General features: G+C 72.8%; 24 protein-coding genes. 13 read left to right on the top strand and 11 right to left on the bottom strand.

Annotated features, from left to right (window positions below; genetic code table 11):
• The first annotated feature begins 23 nt into the window (after nucleotides 1-23).
• The 4 genes from ACZ7MF_RS38495 (at nucleotide 24) to mscL (ending at nucleotide 2,644) form a co-directional block, all read left to right on the top strand.
• Nucleotides 24-368 carry an FmdB family zinc ribbon protein gene (locus ACZ7MF_RS38495; protein ID WP_159327081.1) on the top strand — a complete coding sequence of 115 codons (345 nt, stop codon included), beginning with the start codon at nucleotides 24-26 and terminating at the stop codon, nucleotides 366-368.
• Between the two features lie 101 nt (nucleotides 369-469).
• On the top strand, nucleotides 470-1,342 hold the full coding sequence (locus tag ACZ7MF_RS38490) for an S-methyl-5'-thioadenosine phosphorylase (RefSeq protein ID WP_471482801.1): 873 nt from the start codon (nucleotides 470-472) through the stop codon (nucleotides 1,340-1,342).
• A 201-nt stretch (nucleotides 1,343-1,543) separates the two neighbouring features.
• Nucleotides 1,544-2,062, top strand: coding sequence for a hypothetical protein (locus ACZ7MF_RS38485; protein ID WP_471482799.1), 519 nt, complete (start codon nucleotides 1,544-1,546; stop codon nucleotides 2,060-2,062).
• A gap of 111 nt (nucleotides 2,063-2,173) precedes the next feature.
• On the top strand, nucleotides 2,174-2,644 hold the full coding sequence (gene mscL / locus ACZ7MF_RS38480) for a large conductance mechanosensitive channel protein MscL (RefSeq protein WP_356859169.1): 471 nt from the start codon (nucleotides 2,174-2,176) through the stop codon (nucleotides 2,642-2,644).
• A gap of 25 nt (nucleotides 2,645-2,669) precedes the next feature.
• On the opposite strand, the gene ACZ7MF_RS38475 is transcribed toward mscL, so the two are convergent.
• Entirely contained in the window at nucleotides 2,670-2,846 is a 177-nt protein-coding gene (locus tag ACZ7MF_RS38475) for a hypothetical protein (protein WP_115742585.1), read from the bottom strand.
• Nucleotides 2,847-2,959: 113 nt separating this feature from the next.
• On the opposite strand from ACZ7MF_RS38475, the gene ACZ7MF_RS38470 reads away from it, so the two are divergent.
• The 4 genes from ACZ7MF_RS38470 to ACZ7MF_RS38455 all read left to right on the top strand — a co-directional run bounded on the left by ACZ7MF_RS38470 (nucleotide 2,960) and on the right by ACZ7MF_RS38455 (nucleotide 7,653).
• On the top strand, nucleotides 2,960-4,192 hold the full coding sequence (locus tag ACZ7MF_RS38470; protein WP_471483025.1) for a low temperature requirement protein A: 1,233 nt from the start codon (nucleotides 2,960-2,962) through the stop codon (nucleotides 4,190-4,192).
• Between the two features lie 100 nt (nucleotides 4,193-4,292).
• Nucleotides 4,293-5,324 carry a P1 family peptidase gene (locus ACZ7MF_RS38465; RefSeq protein WP_471482798.1) on the top strand — a complete coding sequence of 344 codons (1,032 nt, stop codon included), beginning with the start codon at nucleotides 4,293-4,295 and terminating at the stop codon, nucleotides 5,322-5,324.
• A 187-nt stretch (nucleotides 5,325-5,511) separates the two neighbouring features.
• The gene (locus ACZ7MF_RS38460; RefSeq protein WP_471482797.1) at nucleotides 5,512-6,735 is read left to right on the top strand and encodes a L,D-transpeptidase; all 1,224 of its coding nucleotides are present in this window, start codon (nucleotides 5,512-5,514) and stop codon (nucleotides 6,733-6,735) included.
• Nucleotides 6,736-6,903: 168 nt separating this feature from the next.
• Nucleotides 6,904-7,653, top strand: coding sequence for a DUF6227 family protein (locus ACZ7MF_RS38455; protein WP_471482796.1), 750 nt, complete (start codon nucleotides 6,904-6,906; stop codon nucleotides 7,651-7,653).
• A gap of 34 nt (nucleotides 7,654-7,687) precedes the next feature.
• On the opposite strand, the gene ACZ7MF_RS38450 is transcribed toward ACZ7MF_RS38455, so the two are convergent.
• The 4 genes from ACZ7MF_RS38450 to ACZ7MF_RS38435 form a co-directional block, all read right to left on the bottom strand.
• Complete coding sequence (locus tag ACZ7MF_RS38450; protein WP_471482794.1) at nucleotides 7,688-9,730, bottom strand: PTS fructose transporter subunit IIABC; 2,043 nt, start codon at nucleotides 9,728-9,730, stop codon at nucleotides 7,688-7,690.
• A 127-nt stretch (nucleotides 9,731-9,857) separates the two neighbouring features.
• A complete protein-coding gene (pfkB, locus tag ACZ7MF_RS38445) occupies nucleotides 9,858-10,805 on the bottom strand; it encodes a 1-phosphofructokinase (RefSeq protein WP_471482793.1) in 948 nt (315 codons plus the stop codon).
• Complete coding sequence (locus tag ACZ7MF_RS38440; RefSeq protein WP_356859155.1) at nucleotides 10,802-11,563, bottom strand: DeoR/GlpR family DNA-binding transcription regulator; 762 nt, start codon at nucleotides 11,561-11,563, stop codon at nucleotides 10,802-10,804. The genes pfkB and ACZ7MF_RS38440 overlap by 4 nt, the downstream gene beginning before the upstream one ends.
• Before the next feature lie 183 nt (nucleotides 11,564-11,746).
• On the bottom strand, nucleotides 11,747-13,264 hold the full coding sequence (locus ACZ7MF_RS38435) for an MFS transporter (protein ID WP_471482791.1): 1,518 nt from the start codon (nucleotides 13,262-13,264) through the stop codon (nucleotides 11,747-11,749).
• A gap of 62 nt (nucleotides 13,265-13,326) precedes the next feature.
• On the opposite strand from ACZ7MF_RS38435, the gene ACZ7MF_RS38430 reads away from it, so the two are divergent.
• A complete protein-coding gene (locus ACZ7MF_RS38430) occupies nucleotides 13,327-14,298 on the top strand; it encodes a helix-turn-helix transcriptional regulator (protein WP_471482789.1) in 972 nt (323 codons plus the stop codon).
• 58 nt (nucleotides 14,299-14,356) lie between these two features.
• On the opposite strand, the gene ACZ7MF_RS38425 is transcribed toward ACZ7MF_RS38430, so the two are convergent.
• On the bottom strand, nucleotides 14,357-15,061 hold the full coding sequence (locus ACZ7MF_RS38425; RefSeq protein ID WP_471482788.1) for a TetR/AcrR family transcriptional regulator: 705 nt from the start codon (nucleotides 15,059-15,061) through the stop codon (nucleotides 14,357-14,359).
• 379 nt (nucleotides 15,062-15,440) lie between these two features.
• Nucleotides 15,441-16,439, bottom strand: a complete 999-nt coding sequence (locus ACZ7MF_RS38420) for a sigma-70 family RNA polymerase sigma factor (protein WP_356859147.1) — start codon at nucleotides 16,437-16,439, stop codon at nucleotides 15,441-15,443.
• Nucleotides 16,440-16,654: 215 nt separating this feature from the next.
• Between ACZ7MF_RS38420 and ACZ7MF_RS38415 the strand changes: the two genes are divergently transcribed.
• Entirely contained in the window at nucleotides 16,655-17,170 is a 516-nt protein-coding gene (locus ACZ7MF_RS38415) for a GNAT family N-acetyltransferase (RefSeq protein WP_471482786.1), read from the top strand.
• Here ACZ7MF_RS38415 and ACZ7MF_RS38410 read toward each other — a convergent pair.
• A complete protein-coding gene (locus ACZ7MF_RS38410; protein ID WP_471483023.1) occupies nucleotides 17,167-17,928 on the bottom strand; it encodes a dioxygenase family protein in 762 nt (253 codons plus the stop codon). The genes ACZ7MF_RS38415 and ACZ7MF_RS38410 overlap by 4 nt on opposite strands.
• 120 nt (nucleotides 17,929-18,048) lie before the next feature.
• On the opposite strand from ACZ7MF_RS38410, the gene ACZ7MF_RS38405 reads away from it, so the two are divergent.
• Nucleotides 18,049-18,540: a MarR family winged helix-turn-helix transcriptional regulator gene (locus ACZ7MF_RS38405; protein WP_356859143.1), complete on the top strand. Its 492-nt coding sequence runs from the start codon at nucleotides 18,049-18,051 to the stop codon at nucleotides 18,538-18,540.
• 100 nt (nucleotides 18,541-18,640) lie between these two features.
• Here ACZ7MF_RS38405 and ACZ7MF_RS38400 read toward each other — a convergent pair whose 3' ends face one another.
• Together ACZ7MF_RS38400 and ACZ7MF_RS38395 are read right to left on the bottom strand one after the other, a co-directional pair.
• Nucleotides 18,641-20,185, bottom strand: coding sequence for an MFS transporter (locus ACZ7MF_RS38400; protein ID WP_471482785.1), 1,545 nt, complete (start codon nucleotides 20,183-20,185; stop codon nucleotides 18,641-18,643).
• 123 nt (nucleotides 20,186-20,308) lie between these two features.
• Nucleotides 20,309-20,962 carry a TetR/AcrR family transcriptional regulator gene (locus ACZ7MF_RS38395; protein ID WP_385357456.1) on the bottom strand — a complete coding sequence of 218 codons (654 nt, stop codon included), beginning with the start codon at nucleotides 20,960-20,962 and terminating at the stop codon, nucleotides 20,309-20,311.
• Nucleotides 20,963-21,281: 319 nt separating this feature from the next.
• Between ACZ7MF_RS38395 and ACZ7MF_RS38390 the strand changes: the two genes are divergently transcribed.
• Together ACZ7MF_RS38390 and ACZ7MF_RS38385 are read left to right on the top strand one after the other, a co-directional pair.
• Nucleotides 21,282-22,580, top strand: a complete 1,299-nt coding sequence (locus ACZ7MF_RS38390; RefSeq protein WP_471482784.1) for a M6 family metalloprotease domain-containing protein — start codon at nucleotides 21,282-21,284, stop codon at nucleotides 22,578-22,580.
• 59 nt (nucleotides 22,581-22,639) lie between these two features.
• The gene (locus tag ACZ7MF_RS38385; protein ID WP_471482782.1) at nucleotides 22,640-24,232 is read left to right on the top strand and encodes an IclR family transcriptional regulator domain-containing protein; all 1,593 of its coding nucleotides are present in this window, start codon (nucleotides 22,640-22,642) and stop codon (nucleotides 24,230-24,232) included.
• A gap of 242 nt (nucleotides 24,233-24,474) precedes the next feature.
• Here the strand turns inward: ACZ7MF_RS38385 and ACZ7MF_RS38380 are convergent, their stop codons facing one another.
• The gene (locus tag ACZ7MF_RS38380; protein WP_471482780.1) at nucleotides 24,475-25,896 is read right to left on the bottom strand and encodes a class II 3-deoxy-7-phosphoheptulonate synthase; all 1,422 of its coding nucleotides are present in this window, start codon (nucleotides 25,894-25,896) and stop codon (nucleotides 24,475-24,477) included.
• Nucleotides 25,897-26,046 lie beyond the last annotated feature (150 nt).

The raw sequence follows: 26,046 nt of genomic DNA, 5'->3' as shown, positions 1-26,046 counted from the left end.
GTGAGAGTGCCAGGAGGAAGACAGTGCCGACGTACCAGTACCAGTGCACCGAGTGCGGCGAGGGCCTCGAGGCGGTGCAGAAGTTCACCGACGACGCTCTTACCGAGTGCCCGAACTGCCAGGGCCGCCTGAAGAAGGTGTTCTCGGCGGTCGGCATCGTCTTCAAGGGCTCCGGCTTCTACCGCAACGACAGCCGCGGCAGCTCGTCGAGCAGCTCGCCGGCGTCGTCGTCCTCGAAGGCGGCCTCGTCCTCGGCTTCGTCGTCGTCCTCGGACTCGGGTTCGTCCTCGTCGTCCTCGGCGTCCTCCTCCGGATCCGGTTCGTCGTCGGGCTCCGGCAGCTCCTCCGCGGGCAGCACCGCCGCGTAGCACCCGGCTCCCACCGTCGCGCGGGACCCACTTCTTACGAGACCCTGTCGTCGGCCGACGACGGGGTCCTCGGCGTTGAGCGGGGCGGTTAGGGTGCGGGCATGGCGAACAAGGTGAAGGCCGGGAACGGGCAGGCCCAGAACGAGCGGGTCGAGATCGGCGTGATCGGGGGCTCGGGTTTCTACTCGTTCCTCGACGACGTGACCGAGGTCCGGGTGGACACCCCGTACGGGCCGCCCAGCGACTCCCTCTTCCTCGGTGAGGTGGCCGGCCGGCGGGTCGCCTTCCTCCCCCGGCACGGTCGCGGTCACCATCTGCCGCCGCACCGGATCAACTACCGCGCCAACCTGTGGGCGCTGCGTTCGGTGGGCGCACGCCAGATCTTCGGCCCCTGTGCGGTCGGCGGCCTGCGCCCCGAGTACGGGCCGGGCACGCTGTTGGTGCCGGACCAGTTCGTCGACCGCACCAAGTCCCGCCCGTCGACCTACTTCGACGGGCTGCCGACACCCGACGGCACGGTGCCCAACGTGGTGCACGTGTCGCTGGCCGACCCGTACTGCCCCACCGGACGGGCCGCCGCGCTGAAGGCGGCCCGGGGGCGGGACTGGGAACCGGTGGACGGCGGCACCCTGGTCGTGGTCGAGGGGCCCCGTTTCGGGACCCGTGCGGAGTCCCTGTGGCACCGGGCGCAGGGCTGGTCGGTGGTGGGGATGACCGGCCACCCGGAGGCGGCCCTCGCCCGTGAGCTGGAGCTCTGCTACACCTCGCTGACCCTCGTGACCGACCTCGACGCCGGCGCGGAGAGCGGCGAGGGCGTCTCGCACGAGGAGGTGCTGCGGGTGTTCGCGGCGAACGTGGACCGGCTGCGGGGCGTCCTGTTCGACGCGGTGGCCGCGCTGCCGGCGACCGGGGAGCGGGACTGCCCCTGCCGTGCGGCGCTGGGCGGGATGGATCCGGGGATCGCGCTGCCGTAGGGGTACGGAGGGCCGCAAGACGGGGGAACACCACGTTCCGGTGAGGGAGTTGTCCACAGCCGGTCCGTGGTCCACGGGCTTCGGCGGGACGCGGCGACAAGCCTCATCGTGGGAGCGCAAGCCGGTCCCTCGTCACAGGTGGTGGTCCCCGTGTTCCGTCCCGCCCTGCCCTCCCCTTCCTCTTCCCCTCCCTCGTTCCCGTTGCCGTTCCCGCTTCCGCCCGGCACCGATGCGCCGCCCACCTGCGAGGTGCCGCAGTTCGCCCCGGTGCGGGTGCGCGGCGGGCTGCACCGGCTCGTACGGCACCGGCGGCGCGCCCTGGCCGCCGGGCTCGCGGTCACCGCCGCCGCGCTGGTGGCGGCGGGCCCGCATCCGGGGGCCGGCGGGCAGGACACGCGTCGGGCACGCGGACACCCGGTGGCCGATCCGGTGGCCGAGCGGCCGGCCACCCGGTTCGTGGCGGCGCCGGTGCGCATCGCCGACGCGGCCACGGTGCGGCTGCTCAGGCCTGGCGACCGGGTCGACGTCGTGGCGACCGGGGACGGCGGGGCGGATGACGCCTCGGTGATCGCGCGCGGTGTGCGGGTGACGAAGGTGCCGGAGCCCGTGGCGGATGCGGCGGCGGGCGGGGCGCTGGTCGTCGTCTCGGTGCCGCGCGCCACCGCCCACCGGCTGGTCGGCGCGGGTACCACGGAGCGGTTGGCGGTGGCCCTGTGCTGAGCCCGTCAAGTCCCTCGTTCGTGGGATCGGATTGGACAGGACGGCCCAAGGCTGTCGTAGGTTGCGGAGCGTTTGGTTCCTACACCTGTTCAAGCGAGGAGTGCTCCCACCGTGAGCGAGAAGAACGAGCCGAGCGTCTGGCAGGGCTTCAAGGCCTTCCTGATGCGCGGAAACGTCATCGACCTGGCGGTGGCGGTCGTCATCGGCGCCGCCTTCACCAAGATCGTCAACTCGGTGGTGGACGGGGTCATCAACCCCCTGGTCGGGGCATTCGGCACGAAGAGCCTGGACAGCTACAGCTCCTGTCTGAAGGGCCCGTGCACCGGGACCGGCGACAGCGCCACGGGCGTGCGCATCCTCTGGGGCTCGGTGCTGGGCGCCACCCTCACGTTCCTGATCACGGCGGCCGTCGTCTACTTCCTGATGGTGCTGCCCATGTCGAAGTACCTGGCCCGGCAGGAGGCCCGCCGCAGGGCGAAGGAGAGCGCCGAGGAGGTCATCGAGGTCTCCGAGCTGGAGGTGCTCAAGGAGATCCGCGACGCCCTGATCGCACAGCGCGGTTCGGGGCACGACCGCTCTTAGCGCGGGCGGTCCGGGCCCGGGCGGCTCACAGGTGGTGGGGCGGCTTCTCGTCGAGGAAGCGCTTCAGGTCGGCCGCGCTGTCACCCTCGGGCCGCTCGCCCCAGCCGCGGTCGGTGTCGTCCGAGCTCTGCTGGTCCAGCGGGTCGTCGAAGACCAGCGCGGGCCGGGGCGCGCCGGACTCGGGTTCGGGGGTGGTACTCATGCGTCCAGGGTACGGCTCGCCCCGTGGACGACGCCCCCTGCGCCCCGCTCGCCCCGGCGGACGGGGTGGTCCGCAAGTACGTCCGCGCCGTCTCTGCTGTGCTGGGAGCCATGATGTCCAGTCCCTCCTCCGCAAGCGCGCCCGCCGGGCCGCCGCCCGACGGCCACCCTCCGGTGCGTCGCCTGAAGGCCCGCCACCGGCACGAAACGCACCGCGCCGCCACGCCGCTGGAGCTCTTCTTCGACCTGTGCTTCGTCGTCGCCATCGCCCAGGCGGGCGTCCAGCTGGTGCACGCCGTCGCCGAGGGACATGCCGGCGAGGGCGTCCTCAACTACGCGATGGTCTTCTTCGCCATCTGGTGGGCGTGGATGAACTTCACCTGGTTCGCCTCCGCCTACGACAACGACGACGTCCTCTACCGGGTCGTCACGCTGGTCCAGATCGCCGGTGTGCTGGTCCTGGCGGCCGGGATCTCCCGGGCCTTCGAGGACCACGACTGGGTGGCCGTCGTCATCGGCTACCTGATCATGCGGGTCGCCATGGCGGCGCAGTGGCTCAGGGCGGGCCGGTCGGCCGCGCCGCCGGAGAGCACCATGGCCCGGAGCTACTCGGTCGGCGTGCTCCTGTGTCAGATCGGCTGGCTGGGGATTCTCTTCCTGCCTGAGGACGACCGCGGCTGGCTGTTCCTGGTGATGGTGGTGCTGGAGCTGTGCGTGCCGGCGTACGCCGAGCGCAAGCACCCGTCGTCCTGGCACCCGCACCACATCGCCGAGCGGTACGGGCTGCTCACGATCATCGTGCTCGGCGAGACCATCGCCGCGGCCACGGTCGCGGTGAAGTCGGGCATCGAGGAGAACGACGCGCTGAACGAGGTCCTCCCGATCGCGGCCGGCGGACTGCTGATCGTCTTCGCGGCCTGGTGGATCTACTTCGTGGTGCCCGTGCACAGTTATCTGCGGTCCAGCAGACAGTCCTTCCTGTGGGGTTACGGCCACTACCTCGTGTTCGCCTCGGCGGCGGCGATCGGGGCGGGACTGGAGGTGGCGGTGGAGCAGGCCGTGGGCAAGGCACACATCTCCGCGGTGGCGGCGTCCGCCGCGGTGACCCTGCCCACGTCGGTGTTCCTGCTCACGGTGTGGGCCCTGCACGCGCGGCACTTCAAGGTGGGCGTCGCCGAGCAGCTCGTGCTGCCGACGGGCGCGCTCCTGGTGCTCGGCTGCACCTTCCTCGGCGCCGAGGCGGTGCTCGTGGCGGGAATCGTCCTGGCGCTGACCGTGGCGGCCGGGGTGGCGCTGACCGCGCGGCGCACCGAGCGGGAGCGGCGCGCGGCGGCACCGGCCGCCTGAAGCACCGCCGCCTCCCGCCCCTTCTCGCCGCCTCCCGCCCCTTCTCGCCGCCTCCCGCCGGTTCCCGCGCCGCCGCGGGTGGCTGGTCGAGACTGGCCGTATGACAGTTGACGCATTGACGGACGTCGCCGGTCTGCTGGTGGGGCACGCGACCCGCACCGGGGACGGGTGGCTCACGGGGACCACGGTGGTGCTCGCGCCGGAGGGCGGGGCGGTCGCCGGTGTGGACGTGCGCGGCGGCGGCCCCGGCACCAAGGAGACCGACGCCCTCGATCCGCGCAACCTGGTGCAGAAGGTCCAGGCGGTGGTGCTGACCGGCGGCAGCGCCTACGGGCTGGACGCGGCCTCCGGCGTGATGGCCTGGCTGGAGGAGCGGGGGCGAGGCGTGCGGGTCGGCCCCGATCCGGCACACGTGGTGCCGGTGGTACCCGCGGCCTGCGTCTTCGACCTGGGACGCGGGGGTGACTTCCGGGCCAGACCGGACGCGGCCACCGGGTACGCGGCGGTGGAGGCGGCGCACGCGAGCACGTCGGGCGCCGCGGTGGCCGAGGGGTGTGTCGGGGCCGGCACGGGTGCCGTGGTCGGCACGCTGAAGGGCGGGGTGGGCACCGCGAGCACCGTGCTGGACTCGGGGATCACCGTGGCGGCGCTGGTGGTGGCCAACGCGGCGGGGTCGGTGACGGATCCGGAAACGGGGGTGCTGTACGGGGAGTTGTTCCGGGGCGGGCGGGTGGAGTACCCGGCGCCGGGGGTCCACGAGGCCGCGGGGCGGCGGCTGGCCGAGGTCGCGGCGGGGAACGCGCCGCCGCCGCTGAACACCACGCTCGCCGTGGTCGCCACCGACGCCGCTCTGTCCAAGGCGCAGGCGCAGAAGCTGGCCGGCACCGCGCACGACGGGATCGCGCGTGCCGTACGGCCCGTGCATCTGCTCAGCGACGGGGACACGGTGTTCGCCCTGGCGACCGGCGGGCGCCCGCTCGACGCCGGGCAGCCGCTCGCGCTGAACGAGGTGCTGGCGGCGGGCGCGGACATGGTGACGCGGGCGATCGTGCGCGCGGTCCGGGCCGCCGAGCCGGTGGACGGCCCGGGCGGGGCGTGGCCGTCGTACGGCGAGCTGTACGGCGAGCTTTAGGGCGGGCCGGGAGGCCGGGAGGTCTGAACGGGCCGTTGCCCCGGGGCGGTTGACCCGTCCGTGTTGCGATTGTCCGGGTTTTGTCACGTGACGGCGTTCGCGGCGGCCGGTGGGAACCTCACGGGCCGCCGGGCCCCTCTACACGGCTGAAGCGAACATCGCACAACACCCGAACCTGGAGCAGCCCGTGACAACGTCGGACATAGCCACGCGGCGCGTACTGGGGGCGTGTGCCGCCCTGGTGGTCGGCGCCCTCACCCTCACCGCCTGCGGCGGGAGCGCCAGTGCCGACGACCAGCAGGACGGCAAGGGCGGCGCCGGGTCCGCCGACACCTCGGTCGCCAAGCTCGTGATCTCGGCGAAGGACGGGTCGACCGGCGCCTCGATCAACTCGACCGGGGTGAAGGTCAGCGACGGCAGGCTGACCGACGTGAGGATGACCGTGGCGGAGAGCGGTGCCGCCGTACCCGGCGCGGTGTCCGGCGACGGCGGCAGCTGGAAGCCGAAGGAGCAGCTGGAGCGGGGCACGAAGTACCGGATCACGGCACGGGCGAAGGACGCGAACGGCCGCACGGCCGCCGCCGACTCGGTCTTCACGACCGTCTCCTCGGACAACAGCTTCGTCGGCACGTACACCCCGGACGGCGGCAGCACGGTCGGGGTGGGGATGCCGGTGTCGTTCACGTTCGACAAGGCGATCACCGACCAGAAGGGCGTGCAGTCGCACATCTCGGTCACCTCCAGCAGCGGGCAGGAGGTGGTCGGGCACTGGTTCGGCGCGCAGCGGCTCGACTTCCGGCCCGAGGAGTACTGGAAGGCCGGTTCCAAGGTCACGATGAAGATCGACCTGGACGGGGTGGAGGGTGCGAACGGCCTCTACGGCGTGCAGAAGAAGACCGTGACCTTCACCGTGGGCCGCGCGCAGGTCTCCACGGTGGACGCGAACACGCAGACCATGACGGTGGTGCGCGACGGCAAGACGCTCAAGTCCGTCCCGATCTCCGCGGGCAGCGCCGCGAACCCGACGTACAACGGGCAGATGGTGATCTCGGAGAAGTCCGAGCAGACGCGCATGAACGGGTCGACGGTCGGGTTCGGCGGCGAGTACGACATCCCGGACGTGCCGCACGCGATGCGGCTGAGCCAGTCGGGCACCTTCATCCACGGCAACTACTGGTACAACCGCGGCAACCCGCCCTTCGGCGCCCAGGGCACCAGTCACGGCTGTGTCGGACTGGCGGACGCGCAGGGCGCGCAGGGCGACACCCCGGGCAAGTGGTTCTACGACAACTCGCTGATCGGGGACGTCGTCGTCGTCAAGAACTCCCCGGACGACACGGTCGCACCGGACAACGGGCTCAACGGCTGGAACATGCCCTGGAGCGAGTGGACCGCCCAAAGCGCGGCCTGATGGGCTCGTGAGCAGGGAATTTTGACGGTTCGTCGGGCCGCGCGGAAACTTTTCGCGCGGTCCCCGCGTTTTTCGTGCGTACGTTTTCTCGGTTCCCGGACATGATGTCCGACCGAGGGGCTACGGTATGCACCCACAAGGTGACATGCAGCAACGCCGGGAGAAACCTTGAGCGTTCCGTACGAGACGGCAGCGTACGAACCACCCGAGTCGCCCGAGTCTCCGGAGGAGCACCTCATGCGACTGCTGGGTCGCGCCCTGAACTCCTTCGAGCTGCCCGAGGAGACCATACGGCGGCTGGACTGCGCGCTGGCGCACGACGCTTCGCTGCACTCCGCGCACCACAGCGCGGGACTGCACCGCGAGACGTACCGGCACACCTGGCTGCTCGCCGACGGTTCGGCGCTCACGCTGTGGGAGCTGGTCCGCAACACCGCCCCGGGCAGCGAGCCGCAGCACGAGGTCTACCTGGACGAGGAGGAGCTGCGCGCCGCGGGTTCCCGGCTGGCCCTGTCGCCCGAGGCCCCCGACTTCGAACTGCCGGTGCAGGTGCAGTTGTCGCCCGTCCCGGCCCCCCGCCACGCCTACGTCCCCGACGCCTCCGCGGACCACGCCCGCAGGCTGCTGCGCCGCGCGGAGAACGCGGACCGTCCGGACGCCGAGCTCGCCGACCGGCTGTCGTCGGCGTGCGGGCACCAGATCACCCAGGCCTTCGGCGGTCCCGGCCGCGCGGGCCGGGCCCGGGTCGGTTTCTCGCTCTACGAGCACGCGTTCCTGCTGCGCGACGGCGTGGAGGTCTCCCTGTGGGAGGTCGAGCACACGGCCACCCCGGACGGGCGCCACATGTGCGAGGTCTACGACAGCGAGGACACCGCCCGCCGGGCGATGGAGCGGCGCGCGGCCCAGGTCTCCCCGTAGCGCGCCCCGCTCCGCCGGCCCGTCGAGTCCTGCCCTACGCGGCCACCGCCTGCTTCGCGCCCGGCGTCGGGGACGACGGGCCCGCGCCCCCGCCGGATCCCTGGGCCGCCGCTCCCGGCGCCGCCTTGCGCAGCCCCTTGAGGACGATCACCAGAGCCGCGGTGACGCAGACCCCGGCCGCGACGGCGACCAGGTAGAGCAGCGGGTTGCCGATCAGCGGGACCACGAAGATGCCGCCGTGCGGGGCGCGCAGCGTCGCACCGAAGGCCATCGACAGGGCGCCGGTGACCGCGCCGCCCACCATCGAGGACGGGATGACGCGCAGCGGGTCGGCCGCGGCGAACGGGATCGCGCCCTCGGAGATGAAGGAGGCGCCCAGGACCCAGGCGGCCTTGCCGTTCTCGCGCTCGGCGGCGTTGAAGAGCCGGCCGCGCACGGTGGTGGCCAGGGCCATCGCCAGCGGCGGGACCATGCCGGCCGCCATCACCGCCGCCATGATCTTCATCGCCGAGTCGCTGGGGCTGGCGACCGCGATGCCCGCGGTGGCGAAGGTGTAGGCGACCTTGTTGACCGGGCCGCCGAGGTCGAAGCACATCATCAGGCCGAGCAGCGCGCCGAGCAGGACCGCGTTGGCCCCGGACAGGCCGTTCAGCCAGTCGGTCATGCCCGACTGCGCGGACGCGATGGGCTTACCGATCACGACGAACATCAGGAACCCGACGACCGCCGCCGAGACGAGCGGGATCACCACCACCGGCATGATGCCGCGCAACGCCTTCGGTATCGGTACCCGCTGGATCGCCAGCACCACCGCGCCGGAGATCAGACCGGCCGCCAGACCGCCGAGGAAGCCGGCGTTGATGGTCAGCGCGATCGAGCCGCCGACGAAGCCGGGGACCAGGCCGGGCCGGTCGGCCATGCCGTAGGCGATGTAGCCGGCCAGCACCGGGACCAGGAAGGCGAAGGCCACGCCGCCGATCTGGAACAGCAGCGCCGCCCAGCTGTCCGCCTGGGTCCACACGAAGTGGTCCATCACGGAGGGCGCCTTGTTGATCTCGTAGCCGCCGATCGCGAAGCCCAGGGCGATCAGCAGGCCGCCCGCGGCGACGAACGGGACCATGTAACTGACGCCGGACATCAGCCACTTGCGGAGCTTGGTGCCGTAGCCCTCGCCGGACTCGCCGCCGCGCTCGACGGGCGTCGCGCCCGGGGAGGCGGAGGTGACCTCGCCGCGGGCCGCCTTGTCGCGGACCTCGCCGATCAGTTCGCCCGGCCGGTTGATGGCGGCCTTGACGCCGGTGTCGACGGTGGGCTTCCCGGCGAAGCGGTCCTTCTCGCGCACGGCGACGTCGTGGGCGAAGATCACGCCGTCCGCCGCCGCGATCACCGCCGGGTCGAGCCGGGTGAAGCCGGCCGAGCCCTGCGTCTCGACGACGACCTCGACGCCCTCCTCGCGGCCCGCGTTCTCCAGTGACTCGGCCGCCATGTAGGTGTGCGCGATGCCGGTGGGGCAGGAGGTGACGGCGACGATGCGGAAGGGGCGCTCGGGCCCGCCGCCGTCCTCGCTGGTGCTGCCCGGGGCGGTCTCGGCGGAGGCCGCCGCCGAGACCGCCCCGGTGTCCTCGGCCGGTGTCGGCTCCTCCCCGCGGATGAGTGCCGCGGCGCCCGCCGCGTCGCCCACCGAGCGCAGCGCGTCGGTGAACCCGGCGTTCATCAGCTGCCGGGCCAGCGAGGACAGGATCGTCAGGTGGGCGTCGTCGGCGCCCGCCGGAGCGGCGATGAGGAAGATCAGGTCGGCCGGTCCGTCCGCCGCCCCGAAGTCGACACCGGCCGTGCTGCGCCCGAAGGCGAGCGTCGGCTCGGTGACGTGCTCGCTGCGGCAGTGCGGGATGCCGATGCCGCCGTCGAGGCCGGTCGGCATCTGCGCCTCGCGGGCGGCCACGTCGGCGAGGAAGCCCTCCAGGTCGGTCACCCGGCCCAGGGCGACCATCCGCTCCGCGAGGGCGCGCGCCGCCGCTTGCTTGGTGTCGGCGGACAGGTCGAGATCGACCAGATCCGCGGTGATCATGTCGCTCATCGCGGGCTCCTTAGCTCGCGTATCGCCCGGAACGTGGGGTGAGGGGCGGGGGCGGGGAGGGGGACAGGGGCACAGCGGTGGGGGCTGGGGACGGCCCCGGGGAGGAGGCATCGGGCGGTGCGGGGAGTCATGGCACCGGCTCCCCCAGTACGCGGTCCACGGGCACCTCGGCCGTGACCGTCACGGCGGCCGGGTCCAGGTCGTGCGGCGTCGGCATCACGCTGCCGGGCAGCTGGACGGCGGCGGCGCCGTGCGCGACGGCGGCGGCGAGGGCGCCGGGACCGGTCCCGCCGGCGACGAGGAAACCGGCGAGGGAGGAGTCCCCGGCGCCGACGTTGCTGCGTACGGCGTCCACGCGGGCGGTGCCGAACCAGGTGCCCGCGTCGTCCACGAGCAGCTGCCCGTCGGCGCCCAGGCTGGCGAGCACGGCCCTGGCGCCCAGCTCGCGCAGTTCCTCGGCGGCCTTCACGGCGTCGCCGACCGTGGCCAGCGGACGCCCGACGGCCTCGGCCAGCTCCTCGGCGTTCGGCTTGACCACGTCGGGCCGCTCGCGCAGCGCCCGCAGCAGGGCCGGTCCGGAGGTGTCCAGCGCGATGCGGACCCCGGCGGCGTGCGCGCGGGCGACCAGGTCGGCGTACCAGGACGGGGCCAGGCCGCGGGGCAGGCTGCCGCAGCAGGCGATCCAGTCCGCGCCGGGCGACTGGCGGCGCACGGTCTCCAGGAGCAGTTCCCGTTCGGCCGGGGTGAGTTCGGGGCCCGGTGCGTTGATCTTCGTCAGGACGCCGTCGGCCTCGGCGAGCGCGATGTTGGAGCGGGTGGGTCCGGTGATCGGCACCGGCGCGACCTCGATGCCCTGCGCGTCGAGCAGGTCGGCGACGAGGGCGCCCGGCGCTCCGCCCAGCGGCAGCACCGCGACGGTGCGCCGTCCGGCGGCGGTCACCGCGCGCGAGACGTTCACGCCCTTGCCGCCGGGGTCGACCCGCTCGCCGGTGGCGCGGACGACCTCGCCGCGGTCGAGGGAGGGCACCTCGTAGGTGCGGTCCAGCGACGGGTTGGGGGTGACGGTCAGGATCATGCGCGTACTACTTCCGTGCCGGCGCGCTCGATGTCGCCCGCGTCCTCGGGGGTGAGTCCCTTGTCGGTGATCAGGAGGTCCACGTCGCCGAGGGCGCCGAAACGGGCGAAGTGCTCCTGGGCGTACTTGGAGGAGTCGGCGAGCAGCACCACGCGCCGGGCGGCGGTCAGGGCGGCCCGCTTGACGGCGGCCTCGGCGAGATCGGGGGTGGTCAGTCCGTGCTCCACGGAGAACCCGTTGGCCGCCACCACGGCCATGTCGGCGCGGATCTCGCCGTACGCGCGCAGCGCCCAGGCGTCCACCGCGGCGCGCGTACGGTGCCGCACCCGCCCTCCGACGAGGTGGAGCTGGATGCCGGGGTGGTCGGCGAGGCGGGCCGCGATGGGCAGGCTGTGGGTGACCACGGTCAGCGAGGCCTCCGGCGGGATCGCCGCGGCCATGCGGGCCACCGTGGAACCGGCGTCGAGGATCAGCGTGCCCTCGGCCGGCAGTTCCGCGAGGGCGGCCCTGGCGATGCGGTCCTTCTCGTCGGCGGCCGTGGACTCGCGCTCGGCGAGGTCCGGTTCGAAGTCGAGCCGGCCGGCCGGGATCGCGCCACCGTGCACCCGGCGGAGCAGTCCCGCGCGGTCGAGCGCCTTGAGGTCGCGGCGGATGGTCTCCGCCGTCACCTGGAACTCCTCGGCCAGCGACACCACGTCCACCCGGCCGCCGTCCCGGGCGAGCCGGAGGATCTCCTGCTGCCGCTCCGGTGCGTACATGACCGTTCACCTCCGACCCATGCCCGAACCTGTGGTTTCGCTCGGAGGCTACGCCTGCTTGTCCGGAATGTAAACAGGAAGCAGAAACACTCGGACACAAACAGGCGTGAACGGGCATCGATATGAAGGAGGGCGGGCCCGGCACCTTCGTGCCGGGCCCGCCCCCGTCGCGTGTCCGCGGTCTCAGACCAGCGCGGGCTCCTTCTCCTCCGCGCGGTCCTCGGCCGGGCCGCCCTCCACGTGCTGGGCCGGCCGCCGGGGCAGCGCGAACATCAGCAGGAAGATGACGGCCAGCACGGCGGCCACCCACCCCAGGGCGTTCTGGAAGGCGTCCACATAGGCGGGGCCGATGCGGTCGGGGGTGAGGCGGTCGCTCATCGTGCCGAAGAAGACCACCGACACCAGCCCGAGTCCGAGCGCGTTCCCCATCTGCTGCACGGTGTTGATGAGCCCCGACGCCGACCCGGCGTGCTCGCGCGGCACCTGGGAGAGCACCGCGTCGGTCAGCGGCGCGACGATCAGGCCCATGCCGAGGCCCATCACGACCAGCGGCAGCGCCATCTGCCAGGACGTGATGGCGAGCCCGTAGCGCCCGGACTCCCAGATGTAGAGGAGCACTCCGGCCGCCATCACCAGCGCGCCCGCCTGGAGCACCTTGCGCCCGAAGCGCGGGACCAGCTTCTGCACCGAGATCCCGGCGGCCGTGGAGACGGCGATCGAGAACGGCACGCCGGTCAGCCCGGCCCGCAGCGGGCTCCAGCCGAGCCCGAACTGCATGTACAGCGTCCACACCAGGAAGAAGACGCCGAGCGCGACCCCGAAGACGGTCTGCACGGCGATCCCGGCCGCGAAGCTCTTCACCCTGAACAGCGACAGCTCCACCAGCGGCGAACCGTCCCGCGCGCTCTTGCGCCGCTCGTAGGCGACCAGGGCCGCGAGGACCACCAGCGAGCCGGCCATCGACAGGTGTCCCCACAGCGGCCAGCCCAGCTCCTCGCCCCGGGTGAGCGGGTAGACCAGCATCAGCAGGCCGAGGGTGACCAGAGCCACCCCGACCAGGTCCAGCCGGAGGGCGCGCGGCGCCCTGGACTCGGTGATGAAGCGGCTGCCGAGGACGAGGCCCGCGATGCCGACCGGCAGGTTGATGAGGAAGATGGGCCGCCATTCGAGGCCGAAGAGGTTCCACTCGGTGAGCAGGGCGCCCAGCAGCGGGCCCGAGACGGCCCCCAGACCCACGATCGCGCCGAACAGCCCGAAGACCTTGCCGCGTTCGTGCGCCGGGAAGGTGGCGTGCACGATCGAGAGCACCTGCGGCACCATGAGCGCCGCCATGCCGCCCTGGAGGATGCGGGAGGCCACCAGCATCTCCGGGTTGGCCGCCAGGCCGCACAGCGCCGAGGCGAGGGTGAAGCCGCCGATGCCGACGAGGAAGACCCGCTTGCGGCCGTGGATGTCGCCGAGCCGCCCGCCGGTGATCAGACCGGCCGCGAAGGCGAGGGCGTAACCGGCGGTGATCCACTGGATCTGGCTGAAGGAGGCTCCCTCGTCCCGCTGGATCGAGGGGATGGCGATGTTGACGATGGTGACGTCCACCAGGTCCATGAAGGCCGCGGTCATCACGATCGCGAGGGCGAACCAGCGACGCCGGTCGCCCGCCGCGGGCGGGACGGGAGCCGGTTGCGGGGTCTGCTTGAAGGTCATGGGAGGAACGTATGCGGCCAGTAGGTCGGATCGTGTCCTAGATATGCGGCATCCTCACTCACATGACGACGGACACTCCGGCTCGGCTGCTGACCCTCCTCTCCCTCCTCCAGACGCCCCGCGAATGGCCCGGCGGCGAGCTGGCCGACCGGCTCGGGGTCTCCCGGCGCACGGTCCGCCGGGACATCGACCGCCTGCGCGAACTGGGCTATCCGGTGCAGGCGACGATGGGCACCGACGGCGGCTACCGGCTGGTGGCGGGCAAGGCGATGCCGCCGCTGGTCCTGGACGACGAGGAGGCGGTGGCCATCGCGGTCGGGCTGCGGGCCGGCGCGGGGCACGCGGTCGAGGGCCTGGACGAGGCGTCGGTGCGGGCCCTGGCCAAGCTGGAGCAGGTGCTGCCCTCCCGGCTGCGGCACCGGGTCACCACGCTCCAGTCCGCGACCACGCCGCTGACCAGCGGGGACGGGCCGAGCATCGCGCCCGAGACGCTGACCGTGATGGCCTCGACGGTGGCCGGGCACGAGCGGCTGCGGTTCGCCTACCGCGCGGCGGACGGCAGCGAGACGCGCCGCGTGACGGAGCCGTACCGGCTGGTGTCGACGGGGCGGCGCTGGTACCTGGTCGCCTACGACCTCGACCGGGACGACTGGCGGACCTTCCGGGTCGACCGGGTGAGCGAGCCCTTCGCCACCGGGGCGCGGTTCGCTCCCCGGGAGCTGCCGACCGGGGACGCGGCCGAATACCTGCGGCGCTCGATGCAGCGGCGGCACGACTCCTACGGGATCACGGTCGTCTTCCACGCACCGGCCGAGGCCGTCGCGCCGCTGCTGCCGCACTGGATGGGAACGCCCGAGCCGGTGGACGGCTGCGCTTCGTGCGTGGTGCGGGCGACCGTGTCCGGCCCGGTGGAGTGGACCGCGGCCCGGCTGGCGACGACCGGGCTGGAGTTCCGGGTCCGGGAACCGGCGGAACTGGTGGAGTGCGTACGGGAGCTGGGGGCTCGGCTCGGACGCGCGGCGGGGTCCGGCTGACCGGGCGGGCCGACGGAACGACCGGCGCACCGGCCGGCGGCGGCGCCCGCCCGGAGCCTCACCCCTCTTCCGCGGGCCCGGCCTCCCAGGCGAACCCCCGCAGCACCTCCAGGTTCAGCAGCGCCTGCTCCAGGGGACTGCGTGCTCCTTGCGGGGAGGACGACGCCCAGTACTCCGCCGCGACGCGCACGGACGCGCCCGCCACGGCCGCCGCGAAGTGCAGCCGGGGCGAGGCGGCGAGGCGGGCGGCAACGTTGTCGTCGCCCCCGGACATCCGCGCGGCCAGCGCCTGGACCAGCCCCCGCTCCGTGGAGTGGCAGACCTCCGCCCACACCTTGCGCAGCGCCGGACTGCTCTCGGCCAGGCGGATGAGGGTGCGGGCCCACTCCCAGGAGGGCGCCGACACACCGGCGCCCGGGGTCAGCGTGTGCCGCACGGCGCGTTCCAGTGCCTCGGGCGGCGACAGTTCGGCCGGGGCCTCGCGCACCGCCCGCACCCAGCGCTCGGCGCCCAGGGCGTAGAGCGGGGCGATGGCCTCTTCCTTGGTGGCGAAGTAGCGGTAGAACGTGCGCGGGGCGACACCCGCCGCCCTGGCGATGTCCTCGGCCCGGGTGGCCCGCAGGCCCTGTCCGACGAAGAGGCGGGCCGCCGCCCGGGCGATCTCCATCCGGGTCTCGGCCTTGCGCCGCTCGGTCAGGGAGACCGGTCCGGCCGGTTCGGGTCCGAAGCCGGGTCCGGGGAATGCTGGAATGGTGCTGCTCACTTCGGCAGGCTATGCCGCTGTGGCAGAATCTGCCATTCGGCGGGCCACCCCGGGGTTCAGGTTCGGGGTGCCCCGCCTCCCCGCTCTGCCCCGCCCTCCGTGACGCGGAAGGAGCCGGGCTGCGGCGCCCCAGGGGGGAGGGGCGGCCGAGCCCGGCTCGGGAAGTCCCGGCGCCGGGGGGAGTGCGTCGGGACGTGGTCTCCAGTGATGCCGCGGTACCGGCTCGAACGTCTTGTTCCCGGCCCCCGCGGATTGAAGCAGCGTTGTACGGCCATGTTTGCGCCGGGTCCGACACCCGGCGTACGCCCCATCCGCCCCGTCACGCCCCCCACGTCACGCGGCCTCCGGGCCGTACGGCCGGCGTCGTCCTACGGCCGGGTCAGGCCGCCGCCTCGAAGCCGGTGTCGCGGGCCAGCTTCTTCAGCTCCAGCAGCGCGTGCTTCTCGATCTGGCGGATGCGCTCGCGGGTGAGACCGTGCTCCTTGCCGACCTCGGTCAGCGTGCGCTCGCGGCCGTCGTCGATGCCGTACCGCATCTTGATGATGGAGGCCGTGCGCGGGTCCAGGCGGCCGATGAGGTCGTCCAGCTCCTCGCTGCGCAGCAGGGTCAGCACCGACTGCTCGGGCGACACGGCCGAGGTGTCCTCCAGCAGGTCGCCGAACTGGGTCTCGCCCTCGTCGTCCACCGACATGTTCAGCGAGACCGGGTCGCGGGCCCAGTCGAGCACGTCGGTGACGCGCTCCGGCGTGGAGCCCAGCTCGGCCGCGATCTCGGCGGGCTCCGGCTCGCGGCCGTGCTCGCGGTTGAACTCGCGCTGCACGCGACGGATCCGGCCCAGCTCCTCCACCAGGTGGACGGGCAGCCGGATGGTGCGGGACTGGTCGGCGATGGAGCGGGTGATGGCCTGACGGATCCACCAGGTCGCGTACGTGGAGAACTTGAAGCCCTTGCGGTAGTCGAACTTCTCGACCGCGCGGACCAGACCGGCGTTGCCCTCCTGGATCAGGTCCAGGAGCGGCAGACCGCTGCGCGGGTAGCGGCGGGCGACCGCGACGACGAGGCGGAGGTTGGAGCGGATGAAGACGTCCTTGGCCCGCTCGCTGTCGTCGATCAGGGCCTGGAGCTCCTCACGGGTGGCGTCCGCCCCGGTCTCCTCGTACCCTTCGAGGACCTGCCGCGCGAACACACCCGCCTCGATGGTCTGGGACAGCTCGACCTCCTTGGCGGCGTCGAGCAGCGGTGTCCGGGCGATCTCGTCGAGGTACATGCCGACCAGATCGCGGTCGGCGAGCTCGCCGCCGTTCGCGCGGACGCTGGTTGCCGAGCCGGAGGTCTCGCCGGTGGCGGACTTACGACGGGCGACGGCACGGGTTGCCATGCGTGCTCCCTTGCGATGGTGGTTCAGCGGGTGGTCCGGTGGACGCTCGGGCTCCTTGCGGGGTTGTCTTCGTGTCTCCAGCCCCTCTCGGGACTCTCCTCGGGTGCCCTGCATCCGATGGAAACAACGACTGGAATCCGGACAGAATTCCCAACCTGCCCCTCGATTTTTCTGATCATGCAGTACCCTGTGCCGCCACAGAGGGAGGGGCGGCCATGCCGGGAACTGCCGAGGTCCAGGTCAGACCGGGAGTCGAGGAGGATCTCAAGGCACTCACCGACCTCTACAACCACTACGTGCGTGAGACGCCCATCACGTTCGACACCGAACCGTTCACCCCGGAAGAGCGCCGCCCTTGGCTGCTCTCCCACCCTGAAGACGGCCCGTACCGCCTGAGGGTTGCCACGGACGCGGACTCACAGGAGATTCTGGGGTACGCCACATCCAGCCCCTACCGCGCCAAGCCCGCCTACGCGACCTCGGTGGAGACCACCGTCTACGTCGCCCCGGGGGCCGGCGGCCGGGGCATCGGCTCGCTGCTCTACGCGTCCCTCTTCGACGCCCTGGCCGGCGAGGACCTGCACCGGGCCTACGCGGGCATCGCCCAGCCCAACGAGGCGTCGGGGCGACTGCACGCGCGCTTCGGCTTCCGGCACGTGGGCACGTACCGGGAGGTGGGCCGCAAGTTCGGGCGGTACTGGGACGTGGCCTGGTACGAGAGGCCGCTCTAGCCGAACTGCACCGACCGCTTCGCCAGGCCCATCCAGAACCCGTCGATCACCGAGCGCCGCAGGTCAAGCTCGCCGGCCGCGTCCGCCGCGCCCATGGTCACGAACAGGGGCGCGAAGTGCTCGGTGCGCGGGTGGGCGAGCCGTCCCGCCGGGGACTTGTGGGCGAAGTCGAGCAGTCCGTCCACGTCCCCGCCCTCCAGCGCGCGCCGGCCCCAGTCGTCGAACTCCGCGGACCAGGAGGGGATGCCGCCCTGGCGCAGCGCGGCCAGGTTGTGGGTGAAGAAGCCGGAGCCGATGATCAGCACGCCCTCGTCGCGCAGCGGCGCGAGCCTGCGGCCGATCTCCATGAGCCGTGCCGGGTCGAGGGTCGGCATGGAGACCTGGAGGACCGGGAGGTCGGCGCCGGGGTACATCTCCACCAGCGGCACGTAGGCGCCGTGGTCGAGGCCGCGGTCGGGGACGTCCTGCACGGGCGTGCCGGGGGCGCGCAGCAGCTTGCGCACGGACTCGGCGAGCGCGGGCGCGCCGGGCGCTCCGTAGCGCACCTGGTAGTAGTGCTCCGGGAAGCCCCAGAAGTCGTACACGAGGGGGACGGTCCGGGTGGCGCCGAGGGCGAGCGGGGCCTCCTCCCAGTGGGCGGAGACGACGAGGATCGCCTTGGGGCGCGGCAGGCCCGCGGCCCACGCGGCCAGTTCGCCGGGCCAGACGGGGTCGTCGGCGAGCGGCGGGGCGCCGTGGCTGAGGTAGAGGGCGGGCATGCGCTCCCGGGCGGCGGCCATGACTCACAACTCCAATACTTGAACTCTCAATCTTTACCTGCCATCAATCTACGCCGCCTTTGTTTAATGTTCAAGGAACCGTTTCGTAGAGTGGGACACATGAACGACGAACCCCGTTGGCTCACCGCTGAGGAGCAGCTCGTCTGGCGCTCCTACATCGAGGCCGCCACCCTCCTCGAGGACCACCTCGACCGGCAGCTCCAGCGCGACGCGGGCATGCCGCACGTCTACTACGGCCTGCTGGTCAAGCTGGCCGAGTCACCGCGCCGGCGGCTGCGGATGACCGAGCTGGCCAAGTACGCGAAGATCACCCGGTCCCGGCTCTCGCACGCGGTGGCGCGCCTGGAGAAGAACGGCTGGGTCCGCCGCGAGGACTGCACCTCCGACAAGCGCGGCCAGTTCGCCATCCTCACGGACGAGGGGTACGAGGTGCTGCGCCACACCGCACCGGGCCACGTCGACGCCGTGCGCCAGGCGGTCTTCGACCGGCTCACCCCCGAACAGCAGAAGTCCCTCGGCGAGATCATGCGGATCGTCGCCGAGGGACTTCAGCCGAGCGAAGCGGGTGCGGACCTGCCCTGGCTGCGCTGAGCGCGCGGCCGGGGCAGGTCCGGGGGAACCGTGCGTACGGGGCGTCCCCTCCCCGTACGCACGGGTGGAACAGGGGCCCGAGCGGGTACCGGGGCGGTCGTCAGTGGGCGACGACCGGCACCCGCAGCTCCTCCTCGGCCTCGTCACCCGCACCGGACCCGGTGACGGCGTTGCCGCCCGGACGGCCGGCGTTGATGAGGGTCAGGGCGATCGCGGCCGCGACGACCAGGATGCCGACGGCGAACCAGATCGCGCTGGTGTAGCCCTGCACCTGGCCCTCCAGCTGGACCAGCTGCTGCTGGGACCGGGAGGCCGCGCCGCCGATGTGGTCGGCGATGTAGGACGTGGTGGCCGACGCGGCGATCGTGTTCAGCAGCGCCGTACCGATCGCGCCGCCCACCTGCTGCGAGGTGTTGACCATCGCGGAGGCGACACCGGCGTCCCGCGCCTCCACGCCCATGGTGGCCATGGACATGGCCGGCATGAACGCCGTACCCATGCCGAGGCCGAGCAGCAGCATGCCGGGCAGCAGCACACCGGCGTAGGAGGTGTCGACCTCCAGCTGGGTCAGGAACAGCATGCCGACCGCCGCGACCAGGAAGCCGGGGCCCATCAGCAGCCGGGGCGCGACCCGGGTCATCAGCCGGGCGCCGATCTGGGTGGAGCCCGTGATCATGCCCGCGATCATCGGCAGGAAGGCGAAGCCGGTCTTCACCGGCGTGTAGCCCTTCACGATCTGCAGGTAGTAGGTCAGGAAGAGGAACAGGCCGAACATCGCGATGATGGCCAGGCCCAGCGAGAGGTAGATCCCGCCCCGGTTGCGCTCGGTGATCACGCGCAGCGGCAGCAGCGGGGCCTTGACCCGGGACTCGACGAGCACGAAGGCCAGCAGCAGCACGGCCGAGCCGACGAACATGCCGACCGTCAGGGCGTCGCTCCAGCCGTTGGACTCGGCGCGGGTGAAGCCGTAGACCAGCGCGACCAGTCCGAGGGTGGACAGGATGACGCCGGGGATGTCGAGCGGCGAGCGGTTGCGGCCGCCCTTGGGCTCACGGATGACGAGGTACGCACCGGCCGCGGCGACGATCGCGAACGGGATGTTGACGAAGAACGTCCAGCGCCAGTTCAGGTACTCGGTGAGGAAACCGCCGAGGATCAGACCCACGGCACCACCGCCACCGGCGATCGCACCGTAGATGCCGAACGCCTTGGCGCGCTCCTTGGCGTCCGTGAACATCACGGCGAGCAGGGAGAGTGCGGCGGGCGCGAGCAGGGCACCGAAGACACCCTGGAGGGCGCGGGAGCCGAACATCATCGCCTCGTTGGTGGCCGCGCCGCCCAGCGCGGAGGCTACGGCGAAGCCGGCCAGACCGAGGACGAAGGTGCGCTTGCGGCCCCACAGGTCGGCTATCCGGCCGCCGAACAGCAGCAGACCGCCGAAGGCGAGGGCGTAGGCCGTGACGACCCACTGCCGGTTGCCGTCGGAGATGCCGAGGTCCTGCTGTGCGGAGGGGAGGGCGATGTTCACGATGGTGGCGTCGAGGACCACCATCAGCTGGGCGAGCGCGATGAAGACCAGCGCTTTCCAGCGACCGGCGTCCGGGGCGTCGCTGACGCCGGAGGCCTTGACGGCTGTTTGAGACATGGGGATACCCACTTCGGACTTCGTGACGGAAAAAGATGAGAAAAGGGACGAGTGAATCCGCACCGACCGCCCGCGGTCAGCGGCGGAGCCGAGAACCCGGCGTCGGTGGCGGTACTGGCGGTACTACTGGTCGCAGGGCCGGCGCAGGTCCTCCAGAGTCACGGCCGCACCCGGGAGGGCGGAGCGGGCGGGAGCCCGCAGCCCGTCCAGGAACAGCTGAAGATGGCGATGGACGAACCGGTCGGCGCTCACGCACCCCGTACCGGCCGGGGGCCGGCTGAGCTGGGCCGCGGCGATCATCAGATCGCCGACGCCCACGTCGCCGCGGAGCTGACCGGCCGCCTTCGCCCGGTCCATGACCTCGGCGACCAGGCGCTCGACCCGTCCGCGGGCCGCCTCCAGGTCGGGGTGGTGCTGGTCGAAGGTGTTGGCCACCATGGGGCACAGGGCGCTGATCCGCTCGTCGGCGGAGGCGTGCACGAAGCGCTCCAGCGCCTCGAACGCGTCACCGGTCTCCGCGAGGGCCAGCTCGGCCGCCCGTGCCGTACGGTCCATGACCGAGCAGACGACCTCGCGGACGAGGGCGTCACGGTCGGGGAAGTTGCGGTACACCGTGGCGTTGCCGACGCCGGCCCGGCGGGCGACGTCGTCGAGGGGCACGTCCGGCCCGTGCTCGACGAACATCTCGCGGGCGGCGAGGACGATCCGCTCCCGGTTGCGCAGAGCATCGGCGCGGGGCCGGGCCACCTTGCGCTGATCGGGAATCGCGGTCTGCACGGCGTACTCCTTCGTGTCTGTGGTGTCTGTGAGGGTGTCGGTCACGGGTGTGACGACTGGGTTCACGATCCGGGGAGGGAATCCCCGTTTCGCTCGGACACAGGTCTAAACGGGGAAACGATCCCCGGTTATTTCCCGCTCCCGAAGAACTTTCCGGTGACCTGAGTCACAACGGGATCCCGGCCCGTCCCCCGGTCGGCGGCTACCGGTGAGAAACCCACGATCGGCCTCTCCAGCGCGCGCCCGCCCACCCCTCGGCACAGGGTGAGCGCAAGGGTGCAGCCGGTGTCGGGCGGCTGCCGTGGCCGGGGAGGTCCGCATGCAGCCGCACGGGCAGGTGCAGCCGCCGAGCCGCCGCATACGCCCGCGCAGACTGGCCGCGGCCGGGACCGTCGCCGTCCTGACCCTCGCGCTCAGTACCTCGGCCGGCACCGGCCGGCTCGCGCCCGGCACCTCGACCGCGGGCCCCGGCCCCGCCGCCCTCTCCCGCTCCTCCACGCACGGCCCCTGCATGATCGGCGGCGGCGCCGAGATCCAGATGTCCGAGGGCGTGCCCACCTCCGCCGGCTACGCCCGCTCGACCGGCACCGTCCGCGCCCTCAACCTGATGATCGACTTCTCGGACGCGCCCGGCGAGGGCAAGGCGCTCGACCGGTACGCGGAGTTCTTCCCGCAGACCGAGGAATGGTTCCGCACCAGCAGCTACGGCCGCCTCGACTACCGCCCCGAGACCCCGGTCCGGAACTGGCTGCGGATGCCCAAGTCGTTCGCGGAGTACGGCATAGAGCGCGGCGCCCCCTTCGAACCCGGCTACCGCAAACTGGTCCAGGACCTGGTCGCGGCGGCCGACTCCAAGGTCGACTTCCGCTCGTACGACCTCCTGAACGTCCTGGTCACCCCGAACGCGGGCCCCTCCGCCCTGGACACCGTCCTGTCCGTGACCTTCGCCGGGAACCAGGAGGCTCCCGTCGCCGACGGCGTGCCGGTGGCCAACGCCTCCTTCGTCTACTCCCGCCAGGACGACGGCTCGGGCTCCTACGACGAGACCGGCTACCGCGTGCTCCCCCACGAGAACGGCCACGTCTTCGGCCTCCCGGACCTCTACACCCAGGAGGGCGGAGGTGCCGTCGGCCACTGGGACATCATGAGCGAGGACTGGGGCGCCAACAACGACCTCCTCGGCTGGCACAAGTGGAAGCTGGGCTGGCTCGACCCGTCCCAGGTGCACTGCGCGTCCGCGCCGGGGACCACGGAGTACACGCTGACCCCGCTGGCCCGCAAGGGCGGCGACAAGCTGGTCGTCCTCCCCCTGAGCGGCACCTCCGGCTACGCCGTCGAACTGCGCACCCGCGAGGGCAACGACGAGACGGTGTGCCGGCCCGGCGTACTGATCTACAAGGTCGACGCGGACGTCGACACCGGCATGGGCCCGGTACGGGTGTACGACTCCCGGCGCGACAGCGGCGGCTGCACCCGCAGCCCCAACGTCCACGCCGAACTCTCGGACGCCACCTTCACCCCGGGCGAGACCTTCAAGGACCCGCGCAAGGGCGTCACGATCAAGGTGTCGGAGAAGGACGGCGAGGGAGACGTCCGGGTGCGGGTGACGCGGAGGTGACGGCCGGGCGATCGGGGCTACCGTAGGCGGCCTGCCGTGATCGCCGTACCGGAGAGCCGATGCCCGCCCACACCACTCACGACGCCGCCCGTGACGAGGCGGTCGCGCCGCTGCTGCGCGGCATCGCCGTACTCGGCCGGCTGACCGGGTCGGACGACGGCACCCTCAGCCTCAGCGCCCTGGAGCGGACCACCGGCCTGGCCCGCTCCACGGTCGACCGCCTCACGGCGACCCTCGCCCGCATGGGGTACGTCCGGCTGGACGGCCGCGACGTGACCCTGGCTCCCCGTCTGATGGAGCTGGGCAACGCCTATCTCGCCGCGCTCCGCCTCCCCGCCCTGCTCGCCGCCCGCGCCGACGCCCTGGCCGACGAACTGGACGAGTCCGTGTCGCTGGCCGTCGGCGACCGGGACGGCATCCGCTTCATCCACCAGGCCACCCGCCGCCGTGCCATGTCCCTGAGCTTCCGCATCGGCGACCTGCTGCCGGCCGAACGCACCGCCCCGGGCCCCCTGTTCGCCGCGGAATGGACCGAACCGGACTGGCACCGCTGGCGGGAGCGCCGGGCGGCGGACCCGGAGGACCGCTCCTTCCCCGCCGTGCCGCCCCGCGATCCCGGCGCCACCGGCGAACACGAGGCCCCCGGCGCGGACTTCGCCCGGCGGGCGGCGAAGGCGGCGGCCGACGGCTGGGCGCTGGACGACCAGCTGATCGAACCGGGCCTGGTCGCGGTCTCGGTCCCGGTACGGGACCCCGGCACCGGCCGGGTGGCGTGCGTGGCCAGCGTGGTGAGCCACACCAGCCGCCACACGGCACCGGACCTGCGGGCGGCCCTGCTCCCCGGGCTGCGCGCGGCGGTCTCGGCGATGGAGGAGGACCTGCGCGCCGCACCGGCCCCGGAACCGGGACCGCCGCGCGCCGGCCTGGCCCTGTGGACGGGCGCCTCCAAGCAGGAACTGGGCCGGGAGTTCGTCGAGTCCCTGGCCCGCGGCCTGACCGTACTGACCGCCTTCGGCGAGGGCCGCTCCGCGCTGACCCTGACCCAGGTCGCGCAGGCGACCGGCCTGGCCCGCGCGACCGCCCGCCGGGCACTGATCACCCACGCACAGGCGGGCCTGGTGGCGCCCGGCGCCGACCACACCTTCAGCCTCACCCCCCGGGTCCTGTCCCTCGGCTTCCCGCCGCTGTCCCGCACCTCCCTCCCGGAGATCGCCCAGCCCCACCTGACCGCCCTGGCCGACCGCGTCCACGAGTCGGCGTCCCTCGCCGTCCTGTCGGACTCGGGCGAGGAGATCCAGTACACGGCCCGGGCGTCCGCGGCCCGCGTCCTGAGCGCCCGGGTCACGGTCGGCACCCGGCTGCCGGCCCGTGCGACGGCGCTGGGCCGTGTCCTGCTGGCCCTGCCCGAGGTCCGGGCGCAGGGCTACGCCCTGGTCGACGAGGAGCTGGAGGCCGGGCTGCGCGCCATCGCGGTCCCGGTGCGGGACCGTACGGGGCGGGTGGTGGCGGCCCTGAACGTCGCGCTGCACGCGGCCCGCCGGACGGCGGACGACTGTGTCGCGCAGATCCTGCCGGAGCTGCGGCACACGGCGGACCTGGTCGAGACCGAGCTGCGGGTGGCGGGGCGCTTCTGCCGCGTGGCGGCCGTCTGATTCCCCCTTGCCCCTGCGGCAGCCGGCGGCCCGGGGGCGGCGGGTCCGGACTCTGCGGACCCGCCGCCCCCGGGCCGGTTGCGCCAGGAGCCTGCGGGGGAATTTTCAGGCCCCTGCGCACGAGGGTACGGAGAGCGTTCACGGCGGCGCACCTGGCGTTCGTCAGGTACGGGACTTACCTTCGGCAGTACGACGGCCGGGCGGCCGAACGCTCCGCCCGCTCCCGCCCGCACGCCCCGCCCTCACGCTCCGCCGCGCAGTTCGCGCAGGAACTGGGCGACGCGGAAGGCGAGTTCGATCGACTGGGCGGCGTTCAGCCGGGGATCGCAGGCCGTCTCGTACCGGCTGGCCAGGTGGGTGTCCAGCACCTCGTCGAGGTCGCCGCCGAGGCACTCGGTGACGTCGTCGCCGGTGAGTTCGAGATGGATTCCGCCCGGGTGCAGGCCCTCCTCGCGGTGCACCGCGAAGAACTCGGCCACCTCGGTGGTGATGTCGGACAGCCGACGGGTCTTGTAGCCGCTCCCGGAGACGAAGGTGTTCCCGTGCATGGGATCGCAGGCCCACACCGGAGCGTGCCCGGCGTCCCGCACCGCCCGCAACAGCGGCGGCAGCAGCTCCGCGCCCCGCCCGGCGCCGAGCCTGCTGATCAGGACGAGCCTGCCCGGCGCCCGGTCCGGGTCCAGCCGTTCGCACAGTTCCCGCAGGTCGGCGACGCCCATGGTGGGGCCCACCTTGACGCCGACCGGGTTGTCCACCCCGGCGAGCAGTTCCACGTGCGCGCCGTCGACGCGGCGGGTGCGGTCGCCGATCCACAGCAGGTGCGCACTGGTGTCGAACCAGCCGCGCCGCTTCTCGTCGTAGCGGATCAGTGCCTGCTCGTACTGCGGCAGCAGCGCCTCGTGCGAGGTGTAGAGCTGGACCTGGTGCAGGGCGGCCTGGGAGCGGGTGTCCAGGCCGCAGGCGGACATGAACCTGAGGGCCCAGGTGATGTCGTCGGCGGCCTTCTCGTACCGCTGTCCGGCGGGGCTGCGCCGGACGAACTCCTGGTTCCAGTCGTGTACCTGGCCGAGGTCGGCGTAACCGCCCAGGGTCAGCGCCCGCAGCACGTTCAGGGCCGCCGAGGCGTGGTGGTAGGCGCTCAGCAGCCGGCCCGCGTCCGGGCGGCGGGCCTCGGCGGTGAACTCGGGGCCGTTGACGATGTCCCCGCGGTAGGCGGGCAGTTCGACTCCGTCGACGGTTTCCGTGGGGCGGCTGCGGGGCTTGCCGAACTGACCGGCGATCCTGCCCACCTTCACCACCGGCAGCCCGGAGCCGTAGGTGAGCAGGATGGCCACCTGGAGGATGACCCGCAGCTTGCCGCGCACCCCGGCCTCGGTGCAGGAGCCGAACCGCTCCGCGCAGTCGCCCGCCTGGAGCAGGAAGCCCTCCCCCGCGGCGACCTGGGCCAGGGAGCGGCGCAGGTCGAGGATCTCGTCGGGCAGCACCAGGGGCGGCCTGAGCGCGAGGGTGTCCTCCACGCCGCGCAGTTCCCCGGGGTCGGGCCACTCCGGCTGCTGCACGGCCGGCCGACTCCGCCACGAGCCGGGACTCCATCCGCCCCGCCCGACATCGACCGCGGGGCGGGTCCCGGCCGGGGCCGACGTGCCGGTCCCGACCGGAGTCACCGTGCCAGTCCCGGTCGAGGCCGACGTGCGGGGCCGGTCCGGGATCGCCCCGCCGGTCCCGACCGGAGCGACCGCGCCGGTCCCGACCGAGCCCGACGCACCAGTCCCGACCGGAGCCACCGTCCCAGTCCCGACCGAGGCCGACGTGCC

The sequence above is a fragment of the Streptomyces sp. NPDC111628 genome (assembly GCF_055635195.1).
This window is presented reverse-complemented; position numbering and strand designations above follow the sequence as displayed.

Bases quoted from the DNA above. Each gene is read 5' to 3' on its own strand.
- ACZ7MF_RS38440 (WP_356859155.1), bottom strand. From the start codon at position 11,563: ATGTACGCACCGGAGCGGCAGCAGGAGATCCTCCGGCTCGCCCGGGAC.
- ACZ7MF_RS38465 (WP_471482798.1), top strand. From the start codon at position 4,293: ATGACAGTTGACGCATTGACGGACGTCGCCGGTCTGCTGGTGGGGCAC.
- ACZ7MF_RS38435 (WP_471482791.1), bottom strand. From the start codon at position 13,264: ATGACCTTCAAGCAGACCCCGCAACCGGCTCCCGTCCCGCCCGCGGCG.
- ACZ7MF_RS38430 (WP_471482789.1), top strand. From the start codon at position 13,327: ATGACGACGGACACTCCGGCTCGGCTGCTGACCCTCCTCTCCCTCCTC.
- ACZ7MF_RS38475 (WP_115742585.1), bottom strand. From the start codon at position 2,846: ATGAGTACCACCCCCGAACCCGAGTCCGGCGCGCCCCGGCCCGCGCTG.
- ACZ7MF_RS38450 (WP_471482794.1), bottom strand. From the start codon at position 9,730: ATGAGCGACATGATCACCGCGGATCTGGTCGATCTCGACCTGTCCGCC.
- ACZ7MF_RS38385 (WP_471482782.1), top strand. From the start codon at position 22,640: ATGCCCGCCCACACCACTCACGACGCCGCCCGTGACGAGGCGGTCGCG.
- ACZ7MF_RS38410 (WP_471483023.1), bottom strand. From the start codon at position 17,928: ATGCCCGCCCTCTACCTCAGCCACGGCGCCCCGCCGCTCGCCGACGAC.
- ACZ7MF_RS38470 (WP_471483025.1), top strand. From the start codon at position 2,960: ATGTCCAGTCCCTCCTCCGCAAGCGCGCCCGCCGGGCCGCCGCCCGAC.
- ACZ7MF_RS38400 (WP_471482785.1), bottom strand. From the start codon at position 20,185: ATGTCTCAAACAGCCGTCAAGGCCTCCGGCGTCAGCGACGCCCCGGAC.
- ACZ7MF_RS38390 (WP_471482784.1), top strand. From the start codon at position 21,282: ATGCAGCCGCACGGGCAGGTGCAGCCGCCGAGCCGCCGCATACGCCCG.
- ACZ7MF_RS38490 (WP_471482801.1), top strand. From the start codon at position 470: ATGGCGAACAAGGTGAAGGCCGGGAACGGGCAGGCCCAGAACGAGCGG.
- ACZ7MF_RS38420 (WP_356859147.1), bottom strand. From the start codon at position 16,439: ATGGCAACCCGTGCCGTCGCCCGTCGTAAGTCCGCCACCGGCGAGACC.
- ACZ7MF_RS38405 (WP_356859143.1), top strand. From the start codon at position 18,049: ATGAACGACGAACCCCGTTGGCTCACCGCTGAGGAGCAGCTCGTCTGG.
- pfkB (WP_471482793.1), bottom strand. From the start codon at position 10,805: ATGATCCTGACCGTCACCCCCAACCCGTCGCTGGACCGCACCTACGAG.
- ACZ7MF_RS38415 (WP_471482786.1), top strand. From the start codon at position 16,655: ATGCCGGGAACTGCCGAGGTCCAGGTCAGACCGGGAGTCGAGGAGGAT.